The organism is Microcoleus vaginatus FACHB-2002 (genome assembly GCF_040004035.1).
In the GTDB taxonomy this organism is placed as follows: Bacteria; Cyanobacteriota; Cyanobacteriia; order Cyanobacteriales; family Microcoleaceae; genus Microcoleus; species Microcoleus vaginatus_C.
The window spans coordinates 29,695-43,888 of sequence record NZ_JAMPLN010000011.1; the positions used below are offsets into that span (position 1 = coordinate 29,695).

Genomic DNA, 14,194 nt, shown 5'->3' on the forward strand with positions numbered 1-14,194 from the left:
TTTACACAAGCCTTATTGTAGGTTTTTTATACCTAGAGACTTTACGTAAACCCGATCGCACCTTGGCGTCTCCACACCAGTTGTCGGTAGATATCCGCTATTTTCGTACATTTTCACAGCTTCTTTGAGAAGGCTAGCAGTTTCAATCCAGATTTCATCAAAGCCGCGAGCGATAATTTTACTTTCCAATTCTTGCAGTAAAAATTTCCCCAAACCCTGTCTCCTTGCTGCGGGCAAAATATACATTTTGCGAATTTCCACAGCATTATTTCCGCGCTCAATCGGATAGTAGGCCGCCGTACCGACTATTTTATCCTGCCGTTCAACTACCCAAAATTCGCCACCTTGATTATGATAATGTAGTTCTACATCATAAACATCTCGATCTGCCCCGTGAGGTTCGCATTTTAAACCGTACTCTGCTAAAACATCCCTAATTAAATAGAACGCCTCAGCGCGATCGCGGGTTTCCCATGAACGAATTAAAAAATCGAGATGTTGGGTTTTCATTAGTGGTTGCAACTTAATATTTATTTGTTGACTTTGGCAACTGTAAAATTATTGATTTTTTGTGTTTTACAGTCTTTAAATGCACCTAGATTTTAACTGTGAATTCTCGGTTCGGGATGAAGAATTGCCAGCAACTCGCTCTCTACTAATGATAATTCCTCCAACCTCTGCATCACAATATCCCGATCGAAATAAGTTGTTGCTAAAATCCAATATACACCGTAATGGCGCGCTTCCGAAGCCATCAAACTGCGGTAAAACTTAGCTAATTCCGCGTCGGGACAGCGATCGCCCAGCAACCCCAACCGTTCGTGACTGCGCGCTTCTATCAAACCAGAAACCAACAAAGAATCCAAAAGTCTCTCCGGTTCCTGCTTGCGAATTTGGGCGGACAAACCGGCACCATAGGGAGGTGCAGCCAAAGGGCCTAAAGCAATGCCACGCTTTTCTAACCGCTGGTTGACTTGCTCGAAATGCTCTAATTCTTCGCGGGCGATCGCCGTTAGCATCCTCACCAATTTTTCCCTTGCTGGGTAGCGAAACATTAAATTTAACGCTACTCCCGCCGCTTTCCGCTCGCAGTGAGAATGGTCTAATAAGATTGTATCCAAATGGGCGATCGCCTGTTCCACCCAAGCTTCCGAAGTCGGCTGTTTTAAAAACTTAATAGTTGGCAGTGTTGAAGTCATTAGTCATTAGTCAGTAGTCAGTAGTCAGTAGTCATTAGTCAGCAGTCACTAGCCAGCATTTATCCGATCTTACATAATTTTTCCAAGACCGCATACATATCACCAGCAAACTTTTTCGGATTCCACAGCGGAGACAAATTGGCTGGATCTTTAGATTTCACCAACTGTGCTTTAATTGCATTTCTCAATTCACGCTCTTTGCCCAATTTTACACCCACTTCCACATATTCCGACCAAGACAAAGCCACGCCTGTTTCAATTCCCAAAGCCTGCAAAAACGAATAACCCATTCTCGACAAAAATTGCTCTCCTGTGCGAGTCACCACCGGCAAATTAGACCACAAAGCCTCTAAAGTTTGAGTTCCTCCGTTGTAAGGATAAGAATCTAACAACACATCGGCCAGCAAATAGATAATTCTGTGTTCTTCCTCAGTAGCAAACCTCGGCAAAAACTTAATTCGGTGCTTGCTCACTTTCTCAGCTTCGCAAGCTTGGTGATATGCAGCCTCAAACACCGCAGCATCGCCTAAAGCTTTGTGAATTAAAATACTGTTGGGCACTTGTTTTAGAATCGCAATTTGTGCTTTTACCAACTCGCTATTGAATTTTCTGCCGGGAGCGACGCACAGGTAAACTATCTGATCCAAACCGATCCGATTCGACCTTCTCAATGCAACGGGATCGACTCCATATCTCTGAAAACCCGACACCGCTACAAATGAATCAGGCATCCTAATTAGCTGCTCGTCATAATATTTTTCCCTGTCTGCTGGGTGCGAGTGCCAGTCTGTAAGAAAGTAATTTTCCGGCGATATGTAAGGGGCGTCAAATCCCAGCCAAGAAACACAAACTGGTGCGGATTTTTGGTAGAGAATGTCAGCGTGAACTGGTACGCTGAGAGAATCTAAATCAACTAAAACGTCCAATTCATCTTGCTGAATTTGGTCGATAATTTCGGCAGAATTGGCAAGTCCGTTCGGGTAGGTTTTCGGAAAAGTCATTTTGCCAAAACTTTCAAATTGCTGAGTGCGATCGTCAGGAATAATTCTTTCGGAAGCGTACAAATACACATTGGGTGTGATGTCGGACAATTCGCGAATGATGTCAGCGCTGCACCAACCTACCGAATGGCGGCTAAAGTGATTGGACAAAAAGCCGATTTTTAACTGGCTGGATGAGACACTTGGTTTGAAACTGTAATTTGCGGGTTGAGAAAAATTAGGTTTAATACATTGGTCGATATACTTTTGGGCAATTAATCTGTAAAGTTTTGAGTTTGCCGCCAAGTCATCTCGCAAATAGGGTGTGCTGAATAACAAGTTTGCATAAAGCGATTTAATTTCCACCGGGCTAGCGGTTTCTAAGTTTTGCTGCAAGTATGACTCTAGCTCTAAAAATCGATCGCCCGCAATTTGATTTAATCCCGACACTTGATAGGTGCTGATGAAGTAAATCGCGGTCATAATTGGATCTGTTTCGGCACACATTTGGCTGTAGTGGTGCACGGCTTGCCGCGCGGCAGCTAAATCGCTAGTATCTCTGAGGATGTGGCACAAATGTTGGTGGGCGGAAATAAAATCGGGTTTAATTTCTAGAGCTTTTTGAAGGTTGGGTATGGCGTCTTTAAATTGACCCTGGTGGCGCAAAACTCGGCCAATTTGACAGTATGCTTCGGCTAAATCCGGCTTGAATGCGATCGCCTGCTTCCATGCAGCCACCGCCTCATCTAACTTCCCTTGCCGCGCTAATTGATCTCCTAAATTTAAGTGAAAATCTACCTGAGCAAGGTGGGGATTGAGTTCGAGAGCTTTTTGCTCGTATGCTACCGCTGCATCCTGCTGCCCCTGCTGCTTCAGTGCCCCTGCCAAATTCCAGTAAGCAGCAGCCAAATTTGGTTTAAGTTCGATCGCCTTTTCGTAATTGACAACCGCCTCCACCAAATGCCCTTTTTTGTAGAGCATACTGCCCAAATTAGCATAAGCCTCCGCAAAATCGGGATTCAGAGCGATCGCCTCGGAATAAAACCGCATCGCTTCCTCAAGTTGGCCGCTTGCTTGCTGCACATTGCCCATTGTCACGTAAGCCGCCGCCCAATCCGGTTGCAATTCCAGAGCTCGGCGACAAGCAGCGACGGCTGCTGCTAAATTGCCTTGAGAGTAATACATTTCTGCAGCGACTGTTAGCGATGCAGCATCTTCAAATTGGGGTGTTTCGGATTGGTTGCGAAAATCGGAATTCATTTTGCGGCCTATCTGTGCTATCAAGTTAAAGGTTGAATCTATATTATTTTGCAGAGTAGCAGTTTTAGCGGAACTACGGGCGATCGTCACAGATAATTTATGAGCGACAAGCAAGCGACACAGCGCCAACATAACATCAAGTGGAAACCAAACCTCCTGCTGGGGATACTCTTGTTAACCTTAGCAATCCCCTTACCCTTTGCCCAAAAGACTTTCGCACAGCAGCAGCAGACAGCCAGCTTTCGGCAGAAATTATTTCAAACTGCTCTTTATTTCACCCTCTATTTTGAGGGCGGATTCAGCAATCACCCAGCCGATAAGGGCGGTAGAACTTATCGGGGCGTCTTGCAAACGGAATACAACGCCTACCGCTACAGTCGTGGGCTTCCGCCCCTCGACGTGACGCAGATGTCGGAAGCAGAGCTCCTAGAAATTTATAAATATTACTGGGATTCGAGCCTTTCGGGCACGATGCAGCCGGCTTTGGCGATCGTCATGTTTGACACTGCCGTTAATTTCGGTATTAATAACTCAATTACCTTTCTTCAGCAAGCATTAGGATTGCCGCAAACGGGAGTTTTTGATGCCCGCACCAAGCAAGCGCTAAAAGGAGCGAATAACAGAAATACCGCGCTGCAAATGATTAATGAACGAATTATTTACCGCTACAAACGGGTGCAAGAAGATCCAACTCAGATGGCTTTTTTCCGGGGTTGGCTCAGTCGCGATTATAGTTTGTGGGGCTATGTAAATAAGATTAAGTAGTTGACTGTTGACTGTTGACTGTTGATTGGTATTTCTTATTCTATATTTGTGGAACAGACATCTTGCCTGTGTTCTATAAATGGCGTTGCTGATTTACGGTATGAATAAACTTTTCTCCAACGTTACAAAACTCACCATACTTGGCCCATAGCAATTGGGAAATTTTTAATTCATACCTGTATTCAGCAAAACCAGCTTTTTAAAAGAAGCAGAAGTATGAAAGCAAAAGAACGTAAAACGACCTCGCGCTTTAGATACCCGACTTCTTAAAAAAGTCGGGTATCTGGTATTCTGTTTTTTTAGGTTTGTCTACTTACTTGCCGCAATTAGCAAAAGTAGAGAACAAGTTATAACCTTGAACTTTCGACGCTTGCCATGTATTACGCCGATCGCCAAAAAAACTTGTATCTCTACCAACGTAGTTTTGCCAACCTAATGCAGCAACAGTTGGGTACTGAGCGGGAAAATCCCCTAGCAGAGGAGTTTCTCGCGAGTCAAGTTTCCATCCTACCTTTTTGCTAAATTCTTTAATTTCTTCTTCGCAAGTTTGACAATTTAAACCCTTCCCCGTCTGTTGCCAAATCTCTAACTGCGGAGTGAAGCCGTATTTATTATTGCTGTGTTGCATCCACAATTGGTCGATCGCGCGGAGGTTCGGACAAGACGTGGGGTTGTTGCGGAGTAAAGAGACGGTTTCGCGATCGGCGTCGTCCCATTTCTTAGCTTCTAATAAGGTTTGTAGTTGCCTGAATTCGCTGCTCGTTTCTTGTGCGCGAGCCCGAAAAGCTGGCTGCAAAACTGCAACCGATACGGTGATTAATGCGAGGGTTGTTTTTCCAAGTTTAAACATGATGCTCCTCTGAGTAAAAGCGATTTAGCAAATGATTCGTTTTGGTTGACACCGATGCCACAGGTAAATTGCCCCCACTATAGCGGTTCTCAAGACTCGTGAGGTACGCGCTTACCAATTCCCAATTCAGGGAAGGGGAAGGAACCACCAGTGCATCGGTACATCGGTGCATCGATACCCAGGCGTACCTCATTTACCCGATCTATGCTATACTGTCACTCCATTTCGATTAGCTGTTGTCGTCAAAATGTACTCAACTTGAGCCGGAGTTAAAATCGGATTGGCGTTCAAAACTAAAGCCGCTACACCCGCTACGTGTGGCGTTGCCATAGATGTGCCAGTTAGGGTGTCATAGTAGTTATAGGGAGTTGTAGAATAGATGTCTACTCCCGGACCAACTAGGTAATCCAAAGGTGTGGAACCCGCACCGTTCGAGGTGTCAGCCATCCTGCCGTTTATATCAATACTGCCCACGGCAATTCCCCAGCGATCGGCATTACGAGCTGGATAATTTGGTTGGCTAAGACCCAAATTTCCGGCTGACATAACAACAACAGAGCCTTTGTTATTTGCATACTCAATTGCGTCATTCACCAGGTTGGGAGGGTAAAACTTATTTCCCAAGCTGAGGTTAATTACATTTGCTCCATTATCAGCAGCATAGCGAATTCCAGCAGCAATATTATTCCACTCGCCCTCACCAAAGGCGGGCAACACTCTGACAGGCATAATCTTAGCATTGGGCGCAACTCCTGTGATACCAAAATTATTTCGTTCCGCCGCGATCACACCTGCTATGTGAGTCCCGTGACCGTCGAAATCCAGATCCATTGGGTTGTTGTCGTTAACCACAAAATCCCAACCCCGAATATCATCAATAAATCCGTTGCGATCCTCATCAATGCCATTTTCCGCAATTTCACCAGCGTTCTGCCAAATATTATTATCCAAGTCGGGATGGTTGTAGTCAACACCAGTATCGAGGACAGCTACAACAATCCCATTTCCTGTAATGTTCTGCTCCCAAACATCGGGCGCATTTATAGCGTCTACCCCCCAATTATTATCGCTCAAATTAGGAACATCAGGGAAGAGAGTTGATCGGTTCAGGGTGCGGGTAACTGCTGCATTTGCATTGACTAAACCATAGCCGTAATTGCCATTAAAAACACCGTTAGGTGTAGGAATATCGGGCAATACAGGAACAGGTGTTGCAGAAAGAGTCAGGTTGTAATTGGTAGAGCCTAAGTAGCTAGAGACTCGGACATAGTATGTCCCTGGAGCCAGATTGGATAAATTAATCACATCCGGGGTAGTGCCAGCATTATAAGAGTAGCCAATACTCTCGCCAGAATCAACTACACCGTTGCGGTTTATATCTTGAATTAGGTCTACGTCAGCATCCGCTGCCAAACCGTCGAGACGCAGGCTAAAATTGCTCTTAGTGTTGATATCAAATCGGTAGAAATCGTCGCTATCGCCTGTCCCCACGAACTCCGTTAAGCTGATGCTACCGTTCTGAACGCCAACAACATTACGAGCTGTAAAAAGAGAGTTATCTGAATCGGAAAAATTAAACTGAGAGGCAGATATCATTCCCGTTAGTGGCTCTGTGTTTGCGCTCGCTGACTGTGACTGCGGTTTGAGTTGAGCATCGCTCACAGAGTAGCTGATGCCAGCCCTGGCATCAGCTACAATAAAATCCGCAGTTTGTGTCTGTTGGTGGGTGCTGAATGCTGTGGGATTAGTCAAGCTAGATTCAGCACTATAACTAGAAACATTGAATGGATCGATCGCTCGGTTGGGCAAGTCGTTGTTAACCGGAAATGCTGATGTGGCGAGATCGTTTGGCTGTTGAATGCAAGAAAGGCGCTCGGTAGGATTGGTGTAGATGCCTAACATAAGTTAAAAAGATTGTAATTTTCTCGCAATGTGACGTTGTTTGTAGTAAGGAGTTTAGTCCTTAGCCTCCATTGAAGAAGACTCTGCGCCCTCACTACAAACCTATGAAAAATGATGAAACTTCCTGAACTGATCTCCTACGGCTTGGAAGTTAAGCCGGCGTTAGATCTTCCACAAAGCCTAAGATAGGGTGGGAATTCCTAGCGGTGCATTGGCGATCGACTACGTAACGCTTTCAGAGGTATTGTCGCCCATTAAGCGGGGCGGTTAGAACGGGTATATTTTTAAAAGCATCATAAATTTACTTGCGTTGAAAATTTAATTGGTATCATAACCCAAACTCCTTATAATGTCAATTCATAAAATTCAGAATTAAAAGTCATAAAACTCATATTTGTAAAAATATATTGCAATAACTAGACAAGATATTAAAGTAAAGTTAAATCATGTATAAGCTAAATACAGCAGTTTTCAGTGGCCCGATCGCAACGCAATGGGTACTGGGTAATTGGTGAGTGAAAAACTATAGCTCATCCCTGGCAAGTTGCTATTTTAGAACAAAAAATGTGCCTAGCGTGTACAAGTAACTTAACACATGAAACTATGACAGTAGAAGAAGCCATTAATTTCTTAGAGAATTTCGTATACCAACAAACAGGAGAACACCTAACTCGATTAGAGCAGTCGATAATTCGAGGCGTTGTAGGGGGTTTGACGTACAAAGAAATTCAGCAAAACGATCCGATCGCCCGCGGGTACACAGTGGGCTACCTGGGGCGGTATGTCGGCTACAACTTGTGGAAAGACCTCACCAAGGTACTGAAGCAAGCAGAAATTATTGGACAAGAAGAAAGAGTAGTCGGAGCAAATCTTTGGGACTGCATCATGAGAGCTGTACAAAAAGGCACACAACCAGCTAATTCTGTCGATCCCATGTTGCAAAAGCTGCTGCGGATGCGTTACCGAATCAGAGAACATTTGGTAAGCACGGAGTACAGCGATACCTATCTGGCTGAAGATGAAAATTTGCCCGATCGACCTTTGTGCCTCGTCAAGCGCCTGAAAAACCAGTCTGAGAGAAGCAGCCACCTATTCGATCGAGAAACGCGGGTTTTATATCGATTGGGCCAACACGATCGGATACCAGAATTGTTAGCTCGCTTTGAAGAAGATGGATATTTTTATTTAGTCTATCAATTCATCGAAGGGCAACCCTTGTATCAAGAACTAATTGAAGGTCAACCCTGGGAAGAACATCAGGTTATTGCTTTGTTGAAAGATATCTTGGAAGTGCTTGTTTTTGTTCACAAACAAGATGTAATTCACCGCGACGTTCACCCTCAAAACTTAATCAGGCGGACATCAGATGGCAAAATTGTATTAATTGACTTTGGGGCCGTTAAAGAAATCAACACTTCACAAAACAGCATCGGTCAAACGAAATCGCGCGGTGGGACTCAGCAAGATTATATTCCTCCCGAACAAGCCATCGGCTCACCGAAATTTTGCAGCGACATCTATGCTGTCGGGCTTATCGGGATTCAAGCCTTGACAGGGATGCGCCCGAAACAACTCAGAGTTGATAATTTAGGCAATCTCATCTGGCAGAAAAATGCAACTGTCACCCCGGAGTTGGCTCGCGTTTTAGACAAGATGGTGCTCTACGCTTTCCCCCAGCGTTACCCCTCAGCAACCGAAGCTTTGGAAGCACTTCAAAATTTGGGAGTTAGTTAACTGTTGTCAGTTGACAGTTGACAGTTACCAAAGCCGACTTGAATATCCCCTCTTTAGTCCCTCTCTGCTGGGACTTTGTTTTTGTAGTAGCGGTTTCAACCGCCGAGTCTTATCTGTTATGCCGCATTTCCCACACCCACAGCAGCCGGTTTACAATGCGAGTGATCTTGTTACAGAGTGATTCATCCGCTACCATTATCCCTCGATGTACTGAGTAAAAACACTCCGTCTTGCCAATGAATCGGGGGCCAATTTCCGAAATCGAAGGGACAACGAACAAGGAACAAGGAATTTTTTATTAAAATTTACACATAAAAAAATTAGTCAATTCTGCCGAATGCCTTCTACATAAGAGCCTTCAACCTTCATTTGACTATCTATCTAAAGTTAGATAAAATAATTCATATTTTATGATTTGCAGCTTTGAGAAAATCTTAAGCAGCTTTGTATAGTAGGCAACAATATCACTAGAGTGTTTATTGTTACCTTAGATACGTAGAAACCAAATAATTAGAGGGAGCGAGAAATTGGAAGTTTTTGAACGAGCACAACAACTGCAAACGCCCTCAGCCCGAATGGCTGCTGTGCAGTCTTTTTCCAAAAAAGCGAGTATTGCAGTAATGGCGATCGGCTGTACAGTCATTTTGGGTTGGATATTCGATCTGCAATTCTTAAAAAGCATTCTGCCCGGACTCGTGACCATGAAAGCCAATTCTGCGATCTGCTTTATTTTGGGCGGGTTTTCTCTATTCATCCAACAGATCCGGCGCGCCCAATTAAGAGCAAGAAAGTCTCAAAAGAAATACAAAAACTTAATTTTAGTACCATCATTTTTAATTATATTAATTAGCCTATTAACCCTAGTTCAATATAGCTTTAATTTAGACTTAGGCATCGACCAACTGCTATTTAAAGAAAGTTACACCTTGACAATCACCGGAACACCCGGACGCATGGCACCGAATACTGCGGGTGCTTTTTTATTGCTGGGAACAGCCCTACTGCTGCTGTTAGAACGTCGGCCTAAATATCTGCGGATTCAAATCTTAAGCTGTTCTGCATTTTTAATTGCATTTACGGGTTTGATAGGCTATTTCTACGACAAAACTTTATTTTATCAAATTGGCAATAATACAGGGATGGCTTTGCACACCTCCGCAGCATTTATGTTGCTGAGCTTCGGCATTTTATTTGCCAGTCCAGAGCGAGGATTGATTGCAGTAATGACGAGCGATCGCGCGGGCGGCATCATGGCGCGGCGCTTGTTACCACGGGCAATCATTATCCCGCCTTTAGTCGGTTATTTCATCATATCGGGAGAGCGGTTACAAGCCTACACACCGGAGGTAGGAATATCGCTGTTAAGCGTATTGAACGTGATTATTTTTACAGTTCTGATTTGGCAGAATGCCAAAACTCTTTGCAGCGCAGACCGGAAGCGCTATCGAGCGGAACTGGGACTGAGGAAAGCTAAATCAGACTTAGAAACTAAAGTTGAGAAACGGACGATGCAACTGCAACTCGCCAATGAGCAATTGCAGGAGCAAATTTTCGACACTCAAACAACCAAGCAGGCGCTTCAAAAAAACTACAACCTTTTGCTGGCAGTCATTAATAGTACGCCAGCAGCCCTATTTGTCAAAGATATTCAGGGCCGTTACCTAATGCTTAATGCGGCGGGAGCCAGTATAATTGGCAAGTCTGTAGACGACATTATCGGCAGAGATGACAGCGAGTTATTTACGCCTGAAATTGCGGGCAATATTAGGAATACTGATCGCCCAATTATGGCAGCGGGAACAACGCAAGCAATTGAAGAAGAGCTGCCAGTCAAAGGAAATTTGAGGATATTTCTTTCTACAAAAAGTGCTTACCGGGACGGGTTAGGAAAGATCAGCGGTATAGTTACCATCGCGCGGGATATTACTGAAAGCAAAAAAGCAGAAATCGCCAACAGAAGTCTGGCAGCAATTCTGGAGGCAACCCCGGATTTTGTAGGTATCTGCAACCTCGAAGGACGCGCCGTTTACATCAACAAAGCAGGCAGAAAAATGGTGGGTATAGACGAAAACGAAGATATATCCAACCTACAAGTTGCAGAATTCACGCCAGCGTCAGGCCGCAGCAATTTGAATCAAGCGATCGCCACCGCTGTTTCCGAAGGCTTTTGGAGTGGAGAAACCACCTTCCTGTCAAAATCGGGACTCGAAATTCCCGTCAGCCAAGTCCTCATCTCCCACTCCGCACCGGACGACAAACTCACATACATTTCGACGATCGCCCGCGACATCAGCGATCGCAAACAAGCTGAACAAGCGCTGCAACTGTCTCAAGCTCGTTTCGCTGGCATTGTAGAAATTGCCGACGACGCGATTATTTCCGTGGATGCTGAGCAAAAAATTATCCTGTTCAACCAAGGTGCAGAAAAGATTTTTGGGTGGACGGCGGCTGAGGCGATCGGGCAATCCCTGAGCTTGCTGTTGCCCGAAGCTTTTGCCACCCTTCACAGTCTCCTCGTCAGCAATTTCGGCGGCGGCGTTAAACAAGCCCGAAAAATGGGCAGCCGCAAAGAAATTTTCGCCTGCCGCCGAGATGGTACGGCATTTCCCGCCGAAGCTTCTATTTCCAAACTCGAAGTTGCAGGCGAAATCATATTCACAGCAATTTTGCGCGACGTGACAGCCAGCCGAGAAGCCGAAGAATGTGTGCGTCTGAGCGAGGAAAGATACCGATCGCTGGCAAGGGCCACCGCACAGATGGTTTGGACGACCAACGCTAGCGGAATCTTCGACAAGCCTCAGCCTGATTGGATAGCTTATACGGGCCTGAGTTGGAAAGAGAAGGACAACTGGATAGAAGCAGTGCACCCAGAAGACCGCGATCGCACAATACAAGCTTGGATGGGGGCCATCGAAACAAAAAGTCTCTACGAAGTCGAGCACCGCTTGCGGGCCGCCGACGGCAGCTACAGACACTTCTGGGTGCGGGGCGTCCCCCTTTTGGCAGCCGACGGCAGCATTCGCGAATGGGTGGGAACTCACACCGACATTAGCGATCGAGTCCAAGTTTTGGAAGCACTCAAGCAGTCGGAGGGACAGTATCGATCGCAAGCAGCCGAGCTCGAAAAAGCTGTCCACGAGTTGCACCAAACTCAAACTCAACTCATCCAAACCGAAAAAATCTCTTCTCTCGGGCAGCTAGTCGCCGGCGTCGCCCACGAAATTAACAATCCGATTAACTTCATCTACGGCAACATCACCCACGCCAGCCAATACGCCACAGACTTGCTCGGTTTGCTCCACCTTTACCAGGAAAAATACCCCAATCCCGTGCCGGAAATTGTAGAAGCAGCCGAAGATATTGAAGTTGATTACTTAATGGAAGACTTTACGAAGATTTTGGACTCAATGAAAGTAGGAGCCGATCGCATCCGCGACTTAGTTGTATCCTTGCGTAACTTTTCCAGACTCGACGAATCGCAGATGAAGCGAGTAGATATTCACGAAGGAATCGAAAGCACTTTGCTAATTTTGCAGCACCGGATCAAAGCTAATGTACTTCGTCCCGCTATTGAGATTATCAAAGAATACGGCAATTTTCCCAAAGTCGAGTGCTATGTAGGTCAGCTTAATCAAGTATTTATGAATCTTTTAGGAAATGCGATCGACGCCCTCGAAGAGTACAACAGCACTCATTCTTCAAAAGAAATATATTCTCACCACAACCGAATTCGGATTAGCACCAGTGCGACTTCAGACACAGTAACAATTCGGATTGCCGACAACGGGATGGGAATTAATCAAGAACTTATTGGCAAGTTGTTCGACCCATTTTTTACTACTAAACCCGTCGGCAAAGGCACAGGCTTGGGACTGTCAATCAGCTATCAGATTATAGTTGAAAAACACCGAGGCAAATTGCAGTGTATTTCCACGCCCGGTGAAGGTGCAGAGTTTGTCATCGAGATTCCCATTTGCCAGGAAGTATCAGCGCTGGCTACCGAAAACACTAAGGAAATGGTCATGAGTCATTAGACTGTTGACTGTTGACTGTTGACTGTTGACTGTTGACTGTTGATGGTTGTCATTAATCATAAATTTCTCAACGTCTCCCCATCTCCCCGTCTACCCATCTCCCGTCTCCTCTTCTCGATCGCCCTAAATCGAAATAATTCTTTACAATAACAAAGTAACAATCAAATTAACTTTGACAAAATCCCTTGAAAATGCCTGTAAACCCACTTTCTTCAACCACAGCCTCGACGGAAACACAGACACTCGACTTTGACATAGCCATCGTCGGAGGCGGCATAGTCGGGGCCACCTTAGCCAGCGCGTTAAAAGATTCCGGCTTAAAAATAGCAATAATTGAAACCCAACTCCCCGCGGCCGCCGCAGCCAAAAAACAAGCCTATGCAATCACCCTGCTATCAGGAATGATCTTAGAAGGTATCGGCGTGTGGCAGCAAATCTTGCCGCAAATCACCACCTTCGAGCAAATTAGCCTCTGCGACGGCGACTATCCCGGTGTCGTCGAATTCCACCGCCCGGATTTGGGAAATACTGGCAAATTGCCCGTACCAAAAACAGCTTTAGGTTATGTCGGCGAACACCGAGTCATGCTGTCAGCTTTGCAAGAATCTTTGGAAAAAAACCCGAATTTTAGTTGGGTTTGTCCGGCGGAAGTAGTCGAGGTAAAATATTTAACCGATTGCGCCGAAATTGAAGTCAAACAAAACGGCGAAACTCGGACTATTCGCACCAAATTATTAGTCGCCGCCGACGGTTCGCGATCGCGCATCCGCACCGAAGCCAACATCAGCACTCGCGGCTGGAAATACTGGCAATCCTGCGTTGCTATCACTATTAAAGCAGAAAAACCGCACAATGATATCGCTTTTGAGCGCTTTTGGCCGAGCGGCCCGATGGGAGTTTTACCATTACCTGGGAACCGCTGTCAAGTAGTTTGGACAGCACCCCACGCGGAAGCGAAAGCTTTGCAACAAATGGATGAAACAGAGTTTTTGACTTTGTTGGAACAGCGCACGGGCGGGCTTTTGGGGCGTTTGGAATTGGAGAGCGATCGCTTTTTGTTTCCGGTGCAGTTAATGCAGAGCGATCGCTACGTTTTGCCCAGATTAGCACTAATTGGCGACGCGGCCCACTGCTGCCATCCCGTCGGCGGCCAGGGATTAAATATGGGTATTCGAGACGCTGGGGCGATCGCCCAAATCTTGCAGCAAGCGCACCAAAAAGGCGAAGACATCGGCGATTTGCGAGTATTAAAACGGTATCACAATTGGCGCAAAAAAGAGAATTTAATCGTGTTAGGATTTACCGATTTTCTAGACCGATTATTTTCCAATACTTGGCTGCCAATTGTAGCATTTCGCCGCTTTGGATTGTGGTGTTTGCGGACAATTCCCCCAGTGAGGTTTTTAGCCTTGCGCTTGATGACAGGCTTGATGGGGCGGCCACCTGAATTAGCGCAAAATTAGGACTTAC

Annotated in this window: 9 protein-coding genes; 4 read left to right on the top strand and 5 right to left on the bottom strand. The window is 45.5% G+C overall.

Features of this window, described 5'->3' with window-relative positions; translation table 11 throughout:
* Nucleotides 1–12: 12 nt before the first annotated feature.
* From NDI35_RS11830 to NDI35_RS11840, 3 genes are all read right to left on the bottom strand, one after another.
* The gene (locus NDI35_RS11830; protein WP_445312907.1) at nucleotides 13–510 is read right to left on the bottom strand and encodes a GNAT family N-acetyltransferase; all 498 of its coding nucleotides are present in this window, start codon (nucleotides 508–510) and stop codon (nucleotides 13–15) included.
* Nucleotides 511–602: 92 nt separating this feature from the next.
* On the bottom strand, nucleotides 603–1,199 hold the full coding sequence (locus NDI35_RS11835; RefSeq protein ID WP_445312908.1) for a MiaE family protein: 597 nt from the start codon (nucleotides 1,197–1,199) through the stop codon (nucleotides 603–605).
* A 59-nt stretch (nucleotides 1,200–1,258) separates the two neighbouring features.
* On the bottom strand, nucleotides 1,259–3,439 hold the full coding sequence (locus tag NDI35_RS11840; RefSeq protein WP_445312909.1) for an O-linked N-acetylglucosamine transferase, SPINDLY family protein: 2,181 nt from the start codon (nucleotides 3,437–3,439) through the stop codon (nucleotides 1,259–1,261).
* Nucleotides 3,440–3,538: 99 nt separating this feature from the next.
* On the opposite strand from NDI35_RS11840, the gene NDI35_RS11845 reads away from it, so the two are divergent.
* Nucleotides 3,539–4,204 (top strand): glycoside hydrolase family 108 protein, encoded by a 666-nt coding sequence (locus NDI35_RS11845; RefSeq protein ID WP_445312910.1) that lies wholly within the window; start codon nucleotides 3,539–3,541, stop codon nucleotides 4,202–4,204.
* Between the two features lie 313 nt (nucleotides 4,205–4,517).
* Here the strand turns inward: NDI35_RS11845 and NDI35_RS11850 are convergent, their stop codons facing one another.
* Both NDI35_RS11850 and NDI35_RS11855 read right to left on the bottom strand, forming a co-directional pair.
* Entirely contained in the window at nucleotides 4,518–5,054 is a 537-nt protein-coding gene (locus NDI35_RS11850) for a GUN4 domain-containing protein (protein WP_333176955.1), read from the bottom strand.
* A gap of 207 nt (nucleotides 5,055–5,261) precedes the next feature.
* Nucleotides 5,262–6,956 carry a S8 family serine peptidase gene (locus NDI35_RS11855; RefSeq protein ID WP_445312911.1) on the bottom strand — a complete coding sequence of 565 codons (1,695 nt, stop codon included), beginning with the start codon at nucleotides 6,954–6,956 and terminating at the stop codon, nucleotides 5,262–5,264.
* A gap of 603 nt (nucleotides 6,957–7,559) precedes the next feature.
* Between NDI35_RS11855 and NDI35_RS11860 the strand changes: the two genes are divergently transcribed.
* The 3 genes from NDI35_RS11860 to NDI35_RS11870 all read left to right on the top strand — a co-directional run bounded on the left by NDI35_RS11860 (nucleotide 7,560) and on the right by NDI35_RS11870 (nucleotide 14,187).
* Nucleotides 7,560–8,690: a protein kinase domain-containing protein gene (locus tag NDI35_RS11860; protein ID WP_445312912.1), complete on the top strand. Its 1,131-nt coding sequence runs from the start codon at nucleotides 7,560–7,562 to the stop codon at nucleotides 8,688–8,690.
* A 527-nt stretch (nucleotides 8,691–9,217) separates the two neighbouring features.
* Nucleotides 9,218–12,724 carry a PAS domain-containing sensor histidine kinase gene (locus NDI35_RS11865; protein WP_445312913.1) on the top strand — a complete coding sequence of 1,169 codons (3,507 nt, stop codon included), beginning with the start codon at nucleotides 9,218–9,220 and terminating at the stop codon, nucleotides 12,722–12,724.
* 191 nt (nucleotides 12,725–12,915) lie between these two features.
* On the top strand, nucleotides 12,916–14,187 hold the full coding sequence (locus NDI35_RS11870) for an FAD-dependent hydroxylase (RefSeq protein WP_445313001.1): 1,272 nt from the start codon (nucleotides 12,916–12,918) through the stop codon (nucleotides 14,185–14,187).
* Nucleotides 14,188–14,194 lie beyond the last annotated feature (7 nt).